The sequence below is a fragment of the Bacillota bacterium genome, from assembly GCA_009711825.1.
In the GTDB taxonomy this organism is placed as follows: Bacteria; Bacillota; Proteinivoracia; order UBA4975; family VEMY01; genus VEMY01.
This window is the reverse complement of the sequence record VEMY01000014.1, coordinates 14,852-33,157: the sequence shown is the minus strand read 5'-3', so window position 1 is coordinate 33,157 and position 18,306 is coordinate 14,852. Positions and strand designations below refer to the sequence as shown.

Below are 18,306 nucleotides of genomic sequence, written 5' to 3'. Positions count from 1 at the left end.
TTGTTTACCTCCATTCGGCAAGCAGGGCCAATTCTTCGGCAGTTAATTCCCGCAGTTTGCCGGGTGCAAGGGCGGGGTCTAAGGCCAGGCCGCCCATGGCTATGCGCTTCAGGTAGCGCACTTCCTTGCCTAGGGCGGCGAACATTCGCTTGACCTGATGAAACTTGCCCTCGTATATGGTTACATAGACCCGGGACTCGTCGCCGGCCTCAAGTATCTCCAGCTCAGCGGGCAAAGTTGTGAAGTCTTCCAGTTCAATACCGCGGGCAAAGGCAGCAACATCGTCAGCACCGACCCGGCCGCTGATCCGGGCATAGTACGTCTTGGGTACATGTTTTTTCGGCGCCAACAGACGGTGGGCCAGTTTCCCGTCATTGGTCAGCAGCAACAGTCCTTCAGTGTCCCGGTCCAGGCGTCCAACCGGAAACAAATCAAGATGGCTAAATTCCGGTGGAACAAGACCCACAACCGTGGAATGCAGATTATCCCGGGTGGCTGAGACAACCCCTGAAGGCTTATTCAGCATCAGATAATAGAATTTCTGGTAATGCACTTCCCGACCGTCCACCTGGATGAGATCCTGTTCGGGGTGGACAGCCATATTCGCCCCTGCGGCCGCGGCGCCATTCACCGTCACCCGTCCCGCTTTCACCAAGGTCTTGACTTCGCTGCGGCTGCCGTGGCCCGAATTGGCCAAAAGTTTATCCAGTCTCATTTTTTTCATTAGATCAAATCCTTAGTATAATTTTCCTCATTATACCACGAAGGGAACAGCTTAATAGTATCATCTCCATAAGTACAGGCGGATATCGCTCTAATGGCGCAATCAAACTCCGTCCCCGAATGGGCACCCGAATGGGCAAAAGAGAAGGAGCGTATCCGCGGATACGCTCCTTGTTGTTTAGTGAAGCCAGAATCTCAGTAGAATCCAAAGGGCCAAAATCGTTATTCCGACCAGTAGTAACAACTGGGGTAGAATGATTTTGTACAGGGCAATGATGAAAGCCAGGCGATCTTGCCAGGTGAACTTGGGAATTTCTTCATCATCCCGATCATTCTGGCCGTTATAGTACGGCGGTTGATTCCGATCTTTCAGAGGTACCAGCTCCTATTTAATCAGATGGCAGGCGACAAAGTGGCCCGGCCGTGCCTCCCGAAATTCCGGTTCTTGTTCGACGCAGATGTCCATTTTATAGGGGCAGCGGGTGTGGAACCGGCAGCCGCTGGGTGGATTGGAGGGGCTGGGAACATCGCCCTTGAGGATAATCCGCTCTTTGGTGACTGTCGGGTCCATAACTGGCACCGCTGAGAGCAAGGCCTGGGTGTAGGGATGGAGCGGCTCATCATAGAGTTCTTTCTTGGGCGCGAGCTCCACCATTTTACCTACATACATAACGCCAACCCGGTCACAAATGTGTTTGACCACTGAGAGGTCGTGGGAGATAAACAAGTAGGTGAGGCCGAACTCTTCCTGGAGGTCTTCCAGCAGGTTGATGATCTGGGCCTGGATGGAGACGTCAAGGGCAGAGATTGGTTCGTCGGCCACAATGAACTGGGGATTGAGAATCAGGGCCCGGGCGATACCGATCCGCTGACGCTGACCGCCGGAGAACTCGTGGGGGTAGCGACGATAATGGAAAGGCGCGAGACCGCAGACTTCCATGATGTGCTTGACCCGCTCCATGGTCTCCTTGGGGGTCTTGGTGATGCCATGCTCCAACAGCGCTTCGCCGATGGCGTCGCCGACCTTCATCCGCGGATTCAGAGAGCCGAAGGGATCCTGGAAGATAATCTGGACTTCCTTGCGAATGTCCCTGAGCTCTTTGTTGTTCATTTCAAAGACATTTTTGCCTTTGAAGTAGACATCACCTTCGGTTGGTTCAAGGAGTTTTAGCACTGTCCGCCCGGTGGTGGTTTTACCGCAGCCGGACTCACCCACCAGACCGAGGGTCTCTTTGGGCATGATTTCAAAACTTATATCGTCAACAGCTTTAACATGACCTACCGTCCGGGAAAAGATACCGGCGGTAATCGGGAAATATTTCTTGAGGTTTTCAACCCTAATCATCGGTTCTTGTTTAGCGTTAGCCATTACTTGCCACCTCCAGTCTTATCCGCATGCCAGCAGCGCACAGTGTGTCCGGGCGCCACTTCTTCCAGTTCCGGCATTTTTTCACGGCACTTGTCGGTGGCAAATTCACACCGGGGGTGGAAGTAACATCCTGAGGGCAGGTCCAATGGGTTGGGCACCGAGCCGGGAACGGAATAAAGCTTCTCCTTCTGTTCCTCTTCAACCTTGGGCTTGGAATTCAAGAGGCCGATGGTATAGGGATGCCGCGGTTTTTTGAACAAAGAGACAACATCAGCGTCTTCCACAACTTTACCCGAATACATTACGACAACGTGCTGGGCCATCTCGGCGACAACACCCAGGTCGTGGGTAATGAGCATAATCGCTGAATCCAATTCTTCCTTCAGTTCTTTCATCAACTCAAGAATCTGAGCTTGGATTGTAACATCAAGAGCCGTGGTCGGCTCGTCAGCAATCAGCAGCTTGGGGTTACAGGAGAGAGCCATAGCAATCATGACCCGCTGCCGCATACCGCCGGACAGGCTGTGGGGATAGGCGTCGACAATCCGCTCGGCATTGGGGATTCCGACCAGCTTGATCATTTCGATACTCTTGGCCCTGGCAGCATCATCGTCCAGCTTTTGGTGCAGCTTGACAACTTCTTCAATCTGATTACCGACCGTATAAACCGGGTTTAGTGATGTCATGGGCTCCTGGAAAATCATCGCGATATCGTTGCCACGAATGCCGCGCATTTCTTGCTCGGTCAGGGTAGTCAATTCCCGGCCAGCAAACTTAATCGATGAATCCTTGAGGATTTCGCCGTTGGTTTTAGGAATCAGGCGCATCACGCTCATGGCGGTGATGCTTTTACCGCAGCCCGACTCGCCGACGATGCCAATTACTTCGCCGGGCTTGACGGAGAAACTTACACCGTCAACAGCTTTAACTAGGCCGTCTTCGGTATTGAATTGAGTTTTGAGATTGCTTACTTCCAACAGTTTACCTTTTTCAGTCAATTTATATGCACCTCCTACAGCTTCAGCCGGGGATCAAGGGCATCCCGGAGGCCATCACCCACAAGGTTGATGCTCAGCACGGTAATAAAGATTGCAATGCCCGGCGGCAACCACAGGTGTGGGTAGCGGATGATAACAGTCATATTTCTTGCGGATTGCAGCATGTTCCCCCAGCTGGGCTGTGGCGGCGAAACTCCGAGTCCCAGGTAGGAAAGGGCTGCTTCGACAAGGATGGCGTTGGCCATAGCCATGGAAGCGTTGATCAAGAGCGGTGCCATGGCGTTGGGCAGCATGTGCCGCCAGACAACTTTGCTCCGCCTGATACCCAGGGCTTTAGTGGCCTCAATATATTCAGTGCTCTTAATTTGCAGGAACTGCCCCCGGACAATCCGGCACGTTCCCGTCCAACTGAGGAATCCGATAACAAAAGCGGTGGTCCACATACTGGGACCGACAATCGCCGCAACGGCAATCGCCAATGCCAGGAACGGGAAGGACAGAACGATATCGGTGAGCCGCATAATCAGCGTGTCCACTATACCGCCGGCATAGCCAGCGATGGAGCCAAGGATAACACCAATTGTTACCTGTATTGAAACTGCGACAATACCAACAAACATTGAGACGCGGCCGCCATAGAGCAGGCGGGAGTAAACATCACGGCCAATGTCATCGGTGCCCAGCCAGTGGCTGCTGGATGGCCCCATGTACTTATCTTCAGCAACGTTTCTGTATACATTGGGGTCGTGGGTAGACAGGACAGGTGCCAGAATAACTGCAATAGTAATGGCAATCAGCACACAGAGTCCGGCAACGGCGATTTTACTGCGCTTAAAGCGCCGCCAGACAACTAATCCGGGGCTGACAATTTTATCATCTGCTTTAACATTAGCTTCAGTTTGAACGTTAGTGGTCTTCAATTCACTCATCTAAATCCCTCCTTTACCTAGTTGTAGCGAATGCGCGGGTCAACAACCGCGTACATGATGTCGGCCAGCAGGTTGCCAAGGAGCACTAATATCGCCAAGAAGAGGTTGATGCCCATCAGCAACGGGTAGTCACGGGTTCCGACCGCTTCGACATTCAAAATGCCCATGCCCGGCCAGGTAAACACAGTTTCGGTGATAACTGCGCCGGAGAAAAGGAAGGGCAGGCTGAGTCCAAATACAGTGACAACAGGAATTAATGCGTTCCGGAGCGCGTGCTTATAAATAACGACCTTTTCGCTCAGACCTTTGGCCCGGGCGGTACGAATATAGTCTTGTCGCACAACTTCCAACATGCTGGAACGGGTATAGCGCATGTAGGTGGCGATATTAGCCGCAGAAAGAACAGCCAGCGGCATAATCAGGTGATGCAGCACGTCCAGGGCGTAGTCAAAGAAGCCGGTATGAACTCGACCAGCGGTGACCATACCGCCCAGCGGCACCCATCCCAGGTCGAAGGCGAATAATCGTAAACCGAGAATCGCTAAGAAGAACACTGGGATCGATATCCCCGCCATCGCCAGCACAGTTAGGAAATAATCCATCTTCGAATACTGCCTGGTGGACGAGAACACCCCGATTGGCACCGCAATCAACACACTGATAAACATAGAACTAAAGGTCAGCAAAAAAGTCGGAACTATCCGAGTTGAGATAAGCTGGGTTACAGGACGGGAATAACGGGTTGAGTAACCCAGATTGCCCTGAACAGCTTCTGTAATCCAGGTGGCGTAGCGGACCGGAAGCGGATCATAGTAACCTAGTGCCTCCAGACGGTTGGCCCGGTCCTCTCCAGTCATGTTGGGGTCAACTAGGTGGGACATTGGGTTACCGGGTGCAGCATTGATAATTAAAAAAACAAAGACTGTGATTCCGAGCAGGGTCGGAATTGATTGTAGAATACGACGAATTATATACTGATACATACACACACCTCCTTATAGAATGAAAAAAGAAAGGGAATCATTCCGATAAAAATCGACAAACTGACTGCACACCGAGGAATGATTCTTATTTTCATAACTGTATTATAGCAGCACCTCCCTCGAACAGGAACAAGCAATAATATCCATGCGCTTGCCAAGTGATATTTTACAGGACTAAATTGTTAAAACGCTTCTGTATAAAATAGCACAGTTGTTGGGACAAGTAAATACTCAAATGAATCAAATTCTATTACATATATACGGCTGAACAGGTTGGAATTCCTTCGTATAATCGCGCTCAGGTGCGTTTGTTTTATAATTGTAATTATCATGTAAAATTTTATTGGCGAAATAAACGTAATCGTAATTCTCGCATGTAAAACCATGGTATTATAGGACAGTAGAACAAGATAATGGGGGGATTCAGTTGTATTACAGAGTGATTAATACCCAAATTGGCGCCCTGGGCCTAGCTGCCAGCGCTAATGCACTCACTGGCGTGGAATTTTCACCCAGCCACCCGTCTGTAGGCAGTTCTGAGCTGCTTGAGACGGCAGAAAAACAGATTCAGGAGTATCTTGCTGGCGAACGAAAACAATTTTCTCTGCCATTGGAGTATGACGGCACTCCGTTTCAAGTTCAGATTTGGCAGCAACTCTTGCAAATACCTTGGGGCGAGACCAAGACCTATGGTGAAATTGCCCGCAGAATCGGCAACCCCCGGGCAGGCAGGGCCGTGGGTGGCGCCTGTAACGCCAATCCCCTGGCCCTAATCATCCCCTGCCATCGGGTGGTTGGCGTTGGGGGACTGACCGGTTTTGGCGGCGGCCTGGATGTTAAGCGTTACCTGCTTGAGTTGGAACAAAAATAACAAATAAAAAAGAGCCGCCGACTGAAGTCAGCGGCTCTTTGATTTTTACTCGTCAGCCCAGTGCCAGAGTTCTACGTCCCACCAGATGCTGAAGGGGTTCGGCTTGAACTCTTGCAGCTTGGAGTTGTAGACGTATACGTCTTCGTTGGCATAGAGCCATACATACGGAGCTTCTTCATACAGCAGACGCTGCCACTCTTTGTAAACTTCAGCGCGCTCGTCTGTGTCGAAGGTTGCGACGCCTTCTCTCAGCAGACGACGGTTTTCGTCGCTGTCAAGACCGGCGAAGTTCCAGATTTCTTCTTTGTCCGGACCCCAGATACCGGAACCATCGGGATCGGAGCCAAGGCCCCAGCCACCGAGAGCGGCATCGAAGTCACGGTTCTCGACATCTTCGAGGATGTCAAACATGGCGTTGAATTCGAGCATTTGCAGGTTTACTTTGTAGCCAACATCCTGCAGGTTCTGCTGAATCATTGGAGCAGAACGCTCACGGGTAACGTTGCCGGAGGGGAAGAGCAGGGTGAACTCGAGGGGCTGGCCATCCTTATAGCGGATGCCATCGTTACCCAGTTCCCAACCTGCTTCGTCCAGAAGCTCAGCGGCTTTGTCCGGATCATACGGATAAGCTTCGAGAGTCGGGTCGTAAGCGAAGGAAACGGAGGACATGTGGCTTACCTGAACAATGCCGTTTCCGTCCAGCAGACCGTCTACCATAGCTTCGCGGTCGATTGCGTAGGTGGTAGCTTGACGGACGAGCTTATCTTCAAAGATGCGACCTTCCCGCATGTTCATAACCATGTACTGGTAACCGTTTTGCGGGAACTTCTCGACGGTCAGCTCGATGGGCTGGCCTTTGGTTGCTTCAAAAGCATCCAAGTCTTCCTGAATCGGCTGGACCCAGGCGAGGTCGGTGTTGCCAAGCAGCAATTCTGCCTGGGCAACGTCAGCGTTAGCGGTCTTTACGATGATTTTGTCCAGCAGGGGAGCGCCAGCATAGTAGTCTTCATAAGCTTCCAGCTCGACAAACTGACCTTCAACCCAGCGACCAAACTGGAAGGGGCCAAAACCGATGGGTTCAGTGATGTTCGGATGGTTTTCCAAATCGCCAACCGGGGTGCCATCATCAAAGATGTGCTTGGGAGAAATACCCCAGGTGCTGACAGAAATATGAGCGGAAGCGTCAACGACAGCCATTTCAACGACAACTTCGTAGTCGTCGATAACCTGGATACCAACAACTTCGTCGGCATTGCCATCGCGGTATTCCTGGGCGCCTACAACGTTTGCCCAGTAGGAGAACCGGGTACCGGTGTAGTCGGGATGGCACATCCACTCGATGGTGAATTTAAAGTCATGCCCGGTTACCGGGGTGCCATCGTGGAAAGTTACATCGTCCCGCAGGTGGTAGGTGTAAGTCAGGCCGTCTTCAGAAACGTCCCAATCGTAAGCCAGACCTTCTTTCAGGGACATGTCGGGGTTGGTGCGCAGCAGACCTTCAAAAATTGGGTCCATGCTGTCGGCATCGTAGGTGGAGCCGTAAAGGTTAGGGTTGAATACCCCTTCAGCTGCGCTCCAGAGTGCGAATACAACCTGGCCGCCGCCTTCTTCGCGGGTGTCTCCACCACAGCCAGCTAATGCTGAAACTACCATCAGAGCTGCAAAGACGAGAACCAGACCTTTGACTTTAAGATTTTTCACTCGTAAACCTCCTCTTAATTTGACTAACTAATTGAGATAACAGCAGGGTAATTCTTGTGGCTACACCTCCTTGAAGATGATTATCAAACAAATGTTGATGGTGATGTATATTTTAGAGCGGCTTATCCGCGCTAAAACCGATTGAATAGATATACAATTAGAAGTTGAGACCTAATAAATTATTCTATAAAGTATTTGAAATTCCTGCTAACAAACAAAGAGAATTAGCTTGCTTGTTTTTATTCTCAGAAAAAGACCTTATCCCTTTCGTAAACCATTATACTTGTCCGGTTAATTTAGTCAAGAGTTTGTTACAGACATGTTACAGGGAAATTGCTCCAAGATGACGAGATAGACAGGAAAAAAGCGGGATTTTCCCGCTTTTTTAAACTATTCTAGTTTTTTTAGCAGTTTTTCCAGTTCCGATGCCAGTTCAGGCAGACCCACCGGTTGAATTTTTAGCGTGCGGATCACCCTGCGAAATTGGGCAACGGTGCCACAGAGCAGTGCATCGGTTCTGTCCTGGCGACAGTTGACAACTTGATCGCCGACAGCGGCTTCACCGCCCTTGCTCAACATCTCTTGCTTGAGGATGTTGGCTTGGGTCGGGGTGAGATCGTAAACCTTGATTACCCGGAACACGGCCTTGGGCGCCATGATGTTTACGCTTACCGGGCTTGCCCCCACCCGGGTAATTTCCGCCCGGGCAGATTTTAGATTGTCAATTTCAAGAAAGTGGGCTTTCATAGACCTCGCTCTTAACTCCGTATTTTGCCTTGACATTAATCCGCACCCGGGCCAGGGCATGAACCATTAAATAGGTTACCAATGGATAGGCGGCAATATGCAAGACCTGTTGGGGCAGGCGCATGGCAAACCTGGCCGCATAAAGTTGTGTGGTTACCTGCCCGTCCAAAAGAATATTTAATGCTGCAGGCATCAAGAGCCCGCCGGCAATAAACTGGGTGAGGCCGATTGCCAGATAATAAGGGGGCAGTTCATTGCGCAGCCAGTTACAAAGCGGCTTCATCAGCCGCAGCATCAGAGGCAGAAGTAAAGGCGGCAGTACCCCGTAAAGCATTTGAATAATTGTGATGGGCGGGAAAAAACTGCCCATTGGTTTGATGATAAAGCCGGTAATATCTTTGGTCAGTCCTACCATGGCGCCAGCAACGGGCCCCATGGTCAGCCCCGCCAGCATTGTCGGTACCGGGCTCAAGCCCACACGCAAATATGGCATTTCAATAGAAAAAAATTGCAGCGTCACTCCAAGTGCGACAAAAAGTCCGGCCAGTACAAGTGTCCGTACGGATGTAAAATGTTTCATTAAAATAAAAAACCTCCCTTTTATTGGGCAGGTTAACGTCCAGCCCAGAAAAGGGGGGCAAGCAGCCTTTTCGTGGGCGGCAGCGGACGCGGCTCTGCACCGCAGGGGCAAACCCCTTTCGTCCGGAGGCCACATCCCATCCTCCGGCACTTAACGCGCAGCGCCTACTCTGCCTTTCAGAGAGATTATAACATATATATAGCAATCAGTCGATGCCCTGGGGATAAGGAAAAATCACGAATTCCGCCCGACCGAGGACGCTGGGCAGAGGGATGGGCCCAAATGCCCGGGAATCCCAGCTCATTCCCGGATTGCGATTATCGCCCATAACATAGATAAAGCCCGGCTCAATAAACAACGGGCCAAGGTTGCCTTCGGTGTCGGCGGTGATATATTCTTCTTCCAATTGCTGACCATTAACCCAGACCTGTCCTTCACTTATTTGCACAGTGTCACCGGGGATGGCGATTACCCGCTTGATCAGCACCCGTCCGCCGCCGGCGCCCCTGTCCCGGAAGACCACGACATCGCCATGGTCAGGTTCGCCGAAGCGGTAGACTAATTTGTTGACAGCAACCATTTGCCCGTCATTGAGGGTTGGCAGCATTGAGGTTCCATCAACCATGTAAAAGGCCAGGACATTTTCCCGAATAAGCAAGGCAAGAATGATTGCAAGCGCCAGAGATTTTACCCAGCTCCAGATTTCTTTGCCGGCCACCGGCAGCACCTCCGTTCACAACTGTCAGTACATTATAGACACTAAATAGATAAATATTAGTTATTGGTAATTTTTATTCAAGAATTTTTTTCAGCAGCAAACGATGCTGGCCGGGTCCGAAGAAGTCATCGACAGTTTTGCAGGCAGTGAAACCATGACGTTGATAGATACCCAGGGCGGTGTGGTTATCCGGCTCTACCGATAGCTTGACATCCTGAACACCTTCGGCCTTTAGTATGTCGAGGGTCTGCACCAAAAGTTTTTCGCCCAGTCCCTGATTGCGCGCTTTAGGACGCACTGCCAGGCTCATGATCCAGGCGCGGCCGGGGTTGCCCTGCTCTCGGGCACACATAATATAACCCAAGGGGCTGCGACCTTTTATTGCCAAAAGCGAAGTATTGCCAAATAAAGTTGGCGCCATTTTAAGGAAATAAGGACTGTAGCCGCCGGTGAAGCTTTCGGCTTCAATCATCAGCAAATGGCGAAAATCATCCGGTTCCACGGTGCGAATCTCACACAAAATTATCTCCTCCCTGTTATTACTATACCAAAAAACAGGGACCAGGGAAAATAAATAATTTTCCTTTGTATTGAATTAAGTACTGGGATATATATAATAGACGGAAAGGAGGACTTCTCAAATGTATAAATTGATTGCCCTTGATATCGATGGCACTTTGATAAACAAACAACTTCAACTTACCCAGGCTACCCGCAGGGCTGTGAAGGCTGCCCGCAGCCAAGGCGTTCAGGTCACCTTGGCAACCGGCCGCAGCTTTCATTCGGCACTGCCCTATGCCGAAGATTTGGGAATAGAATTGCCGCTAATCTGCGCCAACGGCGCCGTGGTGCGCAAGCCCGACGGCACAGTGCTGCATGAGTCCGCCTTTGCGCCGGAGCTTGCGGCCGAGGCGGTGGCAGCGATGCTGGCTGCCAATACCCTGGTGCACGTGTTCCATAACGACGGGATTAGCTGCGCCGGTCCCGGTTTTAGTTTCTGGCGCTGGTTGAACATGATTGTCGAGCATAAAACTCCGGCCAATTTGCTCTACGGTTTTCAGGAATTCCGACGTAACCGGCTCTGCCGGGAATCGGGTTTGGAGGAGAAGCTTCGTCAGGATGCAATCAACACCCATAAAATTTTCGCCGCTGGCAGCGAGGCCCAACTTTCAGGCCTGCACGCGGAATTTGGCAAATTAGGGATTAGTCTCGAGTTTTACCCCGGGTATAACGGACACATGTATCTGGAACTGATGCCCGCCGGCGCCTCCAAAGGGGCAGCCGTGGCCTGGCTGGCCAAAGAACTGGCGATTCCTATGGAGCAGGTAATTGCCGTGGGCGATAATCTTAACGATTTGACAATGGTTAAGGCCGCCGGTCTTGGAGTGGCAATGGGCAATGCCCATCAGGAACTAAAGGACCTGGCCGACCACATCACCCTCTGCAACGAAGAAGATGGGGTTGCTGCAGTGATTCGCGATTTTATTCTCGCTACCGACAAGTTCAGCGAGGCCACACGGGGAGCGTAAGTATTACAAAATGTCAGCTACGGCTGACATTTTTTTATTTTGTGAAAAATTTTGCTTATACCAATACGACAATTTTATGGTGGCAGGATTTGTCAATGCAGCAGCATAACTTAATTATGAATCCAAAGTTAAAGGAGGAATGCTGATTGGGCCAATCCCATGCCCCGCCTATGGATGAGTTTTTCCCCGGTGTCGAGCCGCGTTTTCGTCAGATTCTCGCGGTACAACGACGTTACCAGGAGAAAATCAGGGCCGATTTGCCTGTCGAGCCTATGGAGCGCCTAGGTGGCAACTATGCCCTGGAATGTGAAAAGCTTCCCTTATCCGCGCTCCGTTTCCGGGAGGTGCTGCTGCATCTTGCGCCGGTGATTGCCGAGATGACCGGGATCGACTATGCGCCGTTGCTTTCCCGACTGGACGATCAGGTTCTGGAGCAAATGTTTAATTCTTTAGCAGATTGCCCTGAACAGGACGTAACCGGCGCCCTGGAGTTGACAGTGCGGGAGGTGCGCCTGGATAAGATTAGCGGTATCAAACCGGAAGTGCTTGTCCCCCTGCTGCAGGCAGCGATTGTTCCCTTTTACACAAGCTTTGCCAGCCAGCAGAATCAAAAGCTCTTTGAGCGCTGGCAAATGGGTTGGTGTCCGGTTTGCGGCCAATTCCCCGTCAACGGCAGCAACCGGCCGGGGGACGGACGCCGGGTGTTGGGCTGCTGGTTATGTGAAACCAGATGGATTTTCCCCCGTCTCGTCTGCCCGGTTTGCAGTAATCATGATAGTGGCAAGATTCACACACTGACATTGGCTGAGGACAAAAATCACCGGGTTCAGCTCTGTAGTGAATGTAATCATTACTTAAAAATTACCGATTGTCAGGGCAGGCCTGAAGATTGTGACCTGATGCTGGAAAACTTAAGCACCATGCACTTGGATGTTCTGGCGCAGCAGGACGGATTCCGGCCTGCGTCTGGACACTCCAATGCCTACTGAAAGAGGTGATATCCATGAAATTAACCCGGCGCGAGTTCATAAAGTTTACCGGGACCGCGGCCCTGGTGGGCGCCCTTGCCGGTTGTGAATGGGACAAAGAGCCCAGTATCAGCTACCGTCTGCAGCACGCCAAGGAAGTGCCCACCATTTGCCCCTATTGCTCCTGTGGTTGTGGCGCCCTCTGTTTTGTCGAAGAAGGCAAGCTGATCAGCGTCAGCGGCGATCCGGATCACCCGATCAATGAGGGGGCGCTCTGCAGCAAAGGCGCCTCGCTGTTGAACCTAAATTCGGTCTACAACTATCGGGATAATGAGCAGGAAATTAACCCCAACCGCCTGACCAAGGTGCTTTACCGCGCTCCCCACAGCCATATCTGGGAGGAGCGGGAATGGCATTGGGCTCTGGACCGCATTGCCTCTAGGGTCAAGGCGACCCGGGATGCCAGTTTCGAAACGGAAGTGGACGGGGTTACAGTCAATCGCACCACTGCCATTGCACACCTGGGCAGCGCGGCTCTGGACAATGAGGAAAATTACCTGTTGGCTAAATTGACCCGGGCCCTGGGTTTGGTGAATATCGATCACCACGCCCGGCTCTGACACTCCTCTACCGTGGCCGGTCTGGCCGCATCTTTTGGCAGGGGAGCGATGACCAACCACTGGATTGATTATCAGCATTCCGATGTAATTATGGCCATCGGCGTCAATACCGCTGAGAACCATCCCATGTCCATGCGTTGGATAGACAAAGCCCGGGCCCGGGGCGCCAAACTGATAGCCGTCGATCCCCGGGTGACCAGAACCACAGCCGTCGCCGACATTCATCTGACGCTGCGGCCCGGCACTGACATCGCCCTCTTGGGCGGTCTTATCAACTATTGTCTGGAGAACGAACTTTTCCACCATGAGTATGTGCTTAATTACACAAACGCCAGCTACATTCTCAGGGAGGACTATGATTTTGCCGACGGCGTGTTTTCCGGTTTGAACGAGGACAAATACGAGACCAGCAGTTGGCAGTACCAGCTGGATGCCGACGGCAGTCCCCAACAGGACCCGACCTTTTCCCATCCCCGCTCGGTGTTCCAGGTCCTCAAAAACCATTACGCTCGCTATGACCGGGAGACTGTAGGCGCCATCACTGGCTGCAATCTCCGGGACTTTGACGAGGTGGCCAAAGTCTTTTGCGCCACCGGCGAGCCCGGCAAGGCCGGCAATATTCTCTATGCCATGGGTATTACCCAGCATACCCACGGCTCCCAGAACGTGCGGGCAATTGCGATGCTGCAATTGCTCCTTGGCAATGTTGGTATCCCCGGAGGTGGCGTCAACGCCCAGCGGGGCGAGGCCAATGTCCAGGGATCCACCGATATGGCGATGCTCTTCCATATTATCCCCGGCTATATCGGGATGCCCCAGGCCGCTTTACACCCAACCCTGGCTGATTACAATGCCAAAGAGACACCAGCCAGTGGCTACTGGTCCAACAAACCCAAATTCCTGATCAGCCTGCTCAAGGCCTGGTGGGGGGATTACGCCACCAGGGACAACGAATACGGCTATCAATGGCTGCCCAAGCTGGACGGCAAAAACCGCTCCCATATCGCCATCTTTGAAGATATGGACCAGGGCAAAATCCAGGGTATGTTTGCCTGGGGCCAGAATCCAGCCGTTGGCGGGCCCAGTGTCAATCTCGAGCGGCGGGCCTTGGAAAAGCTGGATTGGCTGGTGGCTGTGGATATTTTTGAAACCGAGACCGCCAGCTTCTGGCGCCGCCCCGGCGTCAATCCCGCCGACATCAAAACCGAGGTTTTCCTGCTGCCAGCCGCAGCTTCCTATGAAAAGGACGGTTCGGTCTCAAATAGCGGCCGCTGGATTCAGTGGCGTTATGAGGCAGTGCATCCCCCGGGCGAAGCAATGAGCGATTTGTGGATAGCCGACAAGCTGTTTAAGGCAATCCGCGGCCTCTATGCCCAGGGCGGGGTGTGCCCGGAGCCGATTCTCAATTTGAATTGGGAATATGGCGGCGATGATACCGGCGAACCGGATATAGAGCGGGTGGCCCTGGAAATCAACGGGTACGATACCGCAAGCAAAGAGCCGCTATCCAACTTCACTGCCCTTGCAGACGACGGTTCCACCGCCTGCGGCTGCTGGATTTACTCCGGCTATTACAACGACCTGGAGGACCCGCCAGCCAAGCGTCGGATCCGGGAAACCGACGGAATCGGTACCCATCCCGACTGGTCCTTCGCCTGGCCGTTGAACCGGCGCATCCTCTACAACCGCTGCGCATCGGATCCCCAGGGCCAGCCCTGGAATCCGGAAGTGCCGCTAATCTGGTGGGAGGATGGCGAGTGGAAGCGCAATGACGTGCCCGACTTTGTCTGGGCGGATACACCGCCTGAGACTTCAGCAAAACGTCCGTTTATCATGCTGCCCGAACTCCAGGGACGCCTGTTCGCCACCACTGCCATGGTTGACGGGCCACTGCCCGAACATTACGAGCCGGTGGAAAGTCCCGCCAAAAATCTTCTTTCCCGGCAACAGGTGAACCCGACCATTATCTACTGGCCGGGGCTGGGCCAACTGGCAACCAGCGATGAATATCCGTGCATAGCCACGACGTATCGAGTGAGCGAGCATTGGCAGAGCGGAATCATGACCCGGAACAGCCCTTGGCTGGCGGAGCTGATCCCCGAGATGTTTGTCGAGATCAGTGTGCAGCTGGCCAACCGGCTGGGCGTGGAGAACGGACGCCAGGTGGTTATCTCCAGCCCCCGGGGCGAGATTCGGGCCGTTGCCTGTGTGACCAGGCGCCTGAAGCCTGTGGAAGTGGACGGCAAAATGGTCGATATTGTTGGCATGCCCTGGCACTGGGGCTATCGGGGCCTGTTCCCCGGCGATAGCGCCAATGTCCTTTCTCCCCATGTCGGCGACCCCAACACCACAATTCCCGAGTACAAGGCATTCTTGTGCGATATAAGGAGGGCGTAAGAGATGGGTAATGCAGCGTTCATCGATACCAGCAAATGCATGGCCTGCCGCGGCTGCCAGGTAGCTTGCAAAGATCAGAACCGCCTTCCCGCCGGAATCACCAAGTTCCGGGGCGAATACACCAACCCGCCGGTGCTCCAGGCCCATACCTGGACCCACATCCTGTTCACCGAAACCGAGAGTGGCCGGTGGTTGTTTGCCAAATACTCCTGTATGCACTGCATCGATGCGGCCTGTATCCGGGTCTGCCCGGTGGAAGCTGTGCGGCGCTCCAAGACCGGGGCAGTTTGGCATGATCGCGAGAAATGTGTAGGTTGTGGTCTCTGTGTTGACCACTGTCCTTTTGACGTGCCCCATATCAGTCCGGTCACCGGCAAAATGGCCAAATGCAGAGGCTGCATCGAGCGGGTGGTCAACGGCTACCAGCCGGCCTGCGTCACTACCTGTCCCAACGAGGCAATCATCTACGGTAAGCGGGAAGAGCTTCTGGAGAAGGCGCGGCAGCGGGTGGAAGTGCTCCAGGAACAGGGCCATTCCGAGGCCCGGCTGTACGGCGCTGAAGAACTGGATGGCCTCAGCCGGCTCTACGTGCTGTTGAAGCCTGCCTCCGAGTACGGCCTGCCGGATAACCCCCGACATACTGCCGGGGTCTGGACCTGGCAGGCGGCGAAACTCCCGATGCGACATCTGGCTACCGTCGGCCTGTTCGCCGGCCTGATCACCGCCGGTCTGCGTTGGCGGGGCGAACGGATACTCAAAAAGCAAAAGCATACGCTTTAATCTCAATAACCGGAGCAATCCGGTTATTTTTTTGCAGGAATTCCCCAAACGGAAACAGAAAAAGAAGAACATATAAGAGGGTATATAATAGAAACTTTTAAAGGAGTGCCTGACTTGAAAAAAATCCTTCCGGCTATACTCGTACTTTTTCTACTCACAGCCTGCTCCAATCCTAGTCCCCCCAGTGCCGCTCCTGATCGTCCGGTCATCATCAACCTCTGGGACTCAACGGCTAAGGGCGAATATCCAGCGGAACTTGATATTTCCCAGGAAGCTGGCGATTTAATTATCGAAGATTTCGGAGAGCCCCTGGCGGTGTACGAGCTGCCCGAGCACGAAAATCAGTTTCTGGTTCTGGACAACAATCAGGGTGTGGTTGGGTTTCACGTCCTGGATGTGCGCGCACGCACAATCGAAACCATTGATGCGCTTACCTTTGCCGGCGTAACGCCGCAACAGTTTAGCTTCGCCTGGCCCCGCCTGCTCCTCCAGGCCAGTGATGGTGGCGGCAACAGTAATTGGGCTCTGGCGGAAATTGACACCGGCCTTGACCAGGTGGAGATTGTCTGGCAGGACAATGCCTGGGTGCCGGAAACCCTGCGCCGGCGTCCGATCTGGGAATACGGGGGCAATTGGTATCTTGCGCCTGTGACAGGTCCGCGCCTCACCCAGATACCCGACGCTGAGGTAGTGGCCCGTCTGGAAGACACCGCCTGTGCCGTGAGCGGCGAATGGCCCGCCTGGATGGGTGCGGTGACAAACAGCCCCTACTTTGTCTATCCGACCAGTGGCGAGGAAGCAGCGCTTTTGAACCTCACAACCGGCGAGAAGCAGGTCATGCCTTTGTTCCAGGACCTGCGCTGGAACCAGGAGCGCAGTCGCTACGCCTGGCGTCAGGACGATACCATCGGACATTCTACCCCCGGTGCCGCCCAAGAACAGCTGGAGCTTGAGGGAATAGCCGGTTCGCTGCTTTGGGCCTCGGACTGGGATATACTGTACTTTATTGGTGGCCAGCGGGATTACTTTGGCGCCACCTGGGATACTCTCTGGATTTGGAACGAAGACGCCGGCCTGCAGCCGGTGCTGGAACTGCCCGAAAACCGTGAACGCTGGCGTCTGCTGGCGGCCACCAGCCAGTCCGTATTGGCCGCGAGCGGCAACGACCAGCTCTGGTATTTCGACCTGGACAGTTCGGTGGTTCACGATCTCAGCGGTATAGAACCGGGCAACTGGCGCTGGCAGGAAGGATTTTTGATTGGCGGCCGCGCCGACGAGCTGGTTCGGATAACCCCCGGCGCCGGCCTGCGGGTTATAGAACGGAACGGCGCTTATCGGATTTACTCCCTGTTGGATAATTACATCGTCTTTGGCCTCGAAGGCCAGGTGCGAGTCCGGCAGCTGGCAAATTAAAAAAAAACTGGCTGCCTCTAAAGAGGCAGCCAATTTTAACGCAGGGCTTCCGACAGGGTTTCGTTCACCTGGCCCATCAGCTTTTCAAACGCCTGTTGGGCTTCAACCAGGTTTTTCAGGGTCAGATTCAATTGCATCTGGGATTCCAGATTGCGCATTTCCGTAACAGTTTGCTCATCAACGGCCTGCCCGGACTGCTGCATCTGGATTAACTTGCCCTGGGCTTCCTGCAATTTGGTTAACAGATCCTGGGCGTTGGGGTCCAACTTAACCCGGGACTGGGCAGATTGCAGATTCTGATACTCCTCAGACTCACGAATCAAAGTAGCCAGCTCGCGAGTCTTGTCCTGAATACTCAATATATACACCTCCTAACGGATATCCTTAGTTTAGCATATAAGGTTTTTGCGGACAATGTAACAGTATAAAGTGACCCAGTAAAAAACCTCTCCTTACTGCTCCACACAAACGCGTACCCCACGCTGTTGTGGTCCTCACTACTCCACACAACGCCTGAAAGGAGGCCCCCCATGCACATCCTGCTCCTCACCGTCCACCTGCGTCTGCCCGGCGTCCGTTCCCTCAAAGAAAAACGAAGCATCATCCGCCCCCTGCTCCACAAGCTACACCGCCACAACAACCTCTCCGTCCACGAAGCCGCCGACCACGACAACCACAACCGGGCCAAACTCGCCTTTAGCTGGGTCGGCCCCGACAGCGACAGCGGCCGCCAGCTCATGGAAAATGTCGTCAATCATATCGAGACCCAGGCCGTCCAGATTCTCGACTATACAGTCGAAGAACTTTAAGGAATCTGGCAAGGAATAATCGCGGATTTGGGAACAGATTCACGTGTATATTAATGTAGCCAAATATTTTCTGATTCCGGCAACATGCCAGGTAGCAGCAGCCCTTGCCGAATAGGTGTATGCAGAGTAGTCCCGATGGTTATACCAGAAGAACCGAGAGCTGCGCCATGA

The 18,306-nt window shown here is 53.1% G+C and carries 18 protein-coding genes; 7 read left to right on the top strand and 11 right to left on the bottom strand.

All coding sequences use genetic code 11. The annotated features are described in order from the left end of the window. Positions 1-4 precede the first annotated feature (4 nt). The 5 genes from FH749_06600 to FH749_06580 all read right to left on the bottom strand — a co-directional run bounded on the left by FH749_06600 (position 5) and on the right by FH749_06580 (position 5,002). Entirely contained in the window at positions 5-724 is a 720-nt protein-coding gene (locus FH749_06600; protein ID MTI95144.1) for an rRNA pseudouridine synthase, read from the bottom strand. Positions 725-1,108: 384 nt separating this feature from the next. Beyond that, positions 1,109-2,092: a dipeptide ABC transporter ATP-binding protein gene (locus FH749_06595; protein MTI95143.1), complete on the bottom strand. Its 984-nt coding sequence runs from the start codon at positions 2,090-2,092 to the stop codon at positions 1,109-1,111. Further along, positions 2,092-3,090, bottom strand: coding sequence for an ABC transporter ATP-binding protein (locus FH749_06590; protein ID MTI95142.1), 999 nt, complete (start codon positions 3,088-3,090; stop codon positions 2,092-2,094). Before FH749_06590 ends, FH749_06595 begins: the two co-directional genes overlap by 1 nt. A 14-nt stretch (positions 3,091-3,104) precedes the next feature. Continuing rightward, a complete protein-coding gene (locus tag FH749_06585) occupies positions 3,105-4,019 on the bottom strand; it encodes an ABC transporter permease (GenBank protein ID MTI95141.1) in 915 nt (304 codons plus the stop codon). A 17-nt stretch (positions 4,020-4,036) separates the two neighbouring features. Continuing rightward, entirely contained in the window at positions 4,037-5,002 is a 966-nt protein-coding gene (locus FH749_06580; GenBank protein ID MTI95140.1) for an ABC transporter permease, read from the bottom strand. Positions 5,003-5,423: 421 nt separating this feature from the next. On the opposite strand from FH749_06580, the gene FH749_06575 reads away from it, so the two are divergent. Next, positions 5,424-5,873 carry a methylated-DNA--[protein]-cysteine S-methyltransferase gene (locus FH749_06575; protein MTI95139.1) on the top strand — a complete coding sequence of 150 codons (450 nt, stop codon included), beginning with the start codon at positions 5,424-5,426 and terminating at the stop codon, positions 5,871-5,873. A gap of 45 nt (positions 5,874-5,918) precedes the next feature. On the opposite strand, the gene FH749_06570 is transcribed toward FH749_06575, so the two are convergent. From FH749_06570 to FH749_06550, 5 genes are all read right to left on the bottom strand, one after another. Further along, positions 5,919-7,574, bottom strand: a complete 1,656-nt coding sequence (locus FH749_06570; GenBank protein MTI95138.1) for a hypothetical protein — start codon at positions 7,572-7,574, stop codon at positions 5,919-5,921. A 390-nt stretch (positions 7,575-7,964) separates the two neighbouring features. Beyond that, positions 7,965-8,321, bottom strand: coding sequence for a hypothetical protein (locus tag FH749_06565; protein MTI95137.1), 357 nt, complete (start codon positions 8,319-8,321; stop codon positions 7,965-7,967). Further along, on the bottom strand, positions 8,302-9,036 hold the full coding sequence (locus FH749_06560) for a folate family ECF transporter S component (protein ID MTI95136.1): 735 nt from the start codon (positions 9,034-9,036) through the stop codon (positions 8,302-8,304). The genes FH749_06565 and FH749_06560 overlap by 20 nt, the downstream gene beginning before the upstream one ends. 70 nt (positions 9,037-9,106) lie before the next feature. After that, positions 9,107-9,628 (bottom strand): signal peptidase I, encoded by a 522-nt coding sequence (gene lepB / locus FH749_06555; GenBank protein ID MTI95135.1) that lies wholly within the window; start codon positions 9,626-9,628, stop codon positions 9,107-9,109. 64 nt (positions 9,629-9,692) lie between these two features. Continuing rightward, positions 9,693-10,139 (bottom strand): GNAT family N-acetyltransferase, encoded by a 447-nt coding sequence (locus FH749_06550; GenBank protein ID MTI95134.1) that lies wholly within the window; start codon positions 10,137-10,139, stop codon positions 9,693-9,695. A 121-nt stretch (positions 10,140-10,260) separates the two neighbouring features. On the opposite strand from FH749_06550, the gene FH749_06545 reads away from it, so the two are divergent. From FH749_06545 to FH749_06525, 5 genes are all read left to right on the top strand, one after another. Further along, on the top strand, positions 10,261-11,148 hold the full coding sequence (locus FH749_06545; GenBank protein MTI95133.1) for an HAD family phosphatase: 888 nt from the start codon (positions 10,261-10,263) through the stop codon (positions 11,146-11,148). 146 nt (positions 11,149-11,294) lie between these two features. Further along, positions 11,295-12,137: a formate dehydrogenase accessory protein FdhE gene (gene fdhE, locus FH749_06540; GenBank protein ID MTI95132.1), complete on the top strand. Its 843-nt coding sequence runs from the start codon at positions 11,295-11,297 to the stop codon at positions 12,135-12,137. A gap of 14 nt (positions 12,138-12,151) precedes the next feature. Beyond that, positions 12,152-15,133: a formate dehydrogenase-N subunit alpha gene (gene fdnG / locus FH749_06535; protein MTI95131.1), complete on the top strand. Its 2,982-nt coding sequence runs from the start codon at positions 12,152-12,154 to the stop codon at positions 15,131-15,133. Positions 15,134-15,136: 3 nt separating this feature from the next. Continuing rightward, positions 15,137-15,913: a hypothetical protein gene (locus tag FH749_06530; GenBank protein ID MTI95130.1), complete on the top strand. Its 777-nt coding sequence runs from the start codon at positions 15,137-15,139 to the stop codon at positions 15,911-15,913. A gap of 114 nt (positions 15,914-16,027) precedes the next feature. Beyond that, complete coding sequence (locus FH749_06525; GenBank protein MTI95129.1) at positions 16,028-17,326, top strand: hypothetical protein; 1,299 nt, start codon at positions 16,028-16,030, stop codon at positions 17,324-17,326. Positions 17,327-17,361: 35 nt separating this feature from the next. On the opposite strand, the gene FH749_06520 is transcribed toward FH749_06525, so the two are convergent. Next, positions 17,362-17,694, bottom strand: a complete 333-nt coding sequence (locus FH749_06520) for a YlbF family regulator (protein ID MTI95128.1) — start codon at positions 17,692-17,694, stop codon at positions 17,362-17,364. A gap of 162 nt (positions 17,695-17,856) precedes the next feature. Here FH749_06520 and FH749_06515 point away from each other — a divergent pair, with 162 nt between their 5' ends. Then, complete coding sequence (locus FH749_06515; protein ID MTI95127.1) at positions 17,857-18,135, top strand: DUF503 domain-containing protein; 279 nt, start codon at positions 17,857-17,859, stop codon at positions 18,133-18,135. The last annotated feature ends 171 nt before the right edge of the window (positions 18,136-18,306 follow it).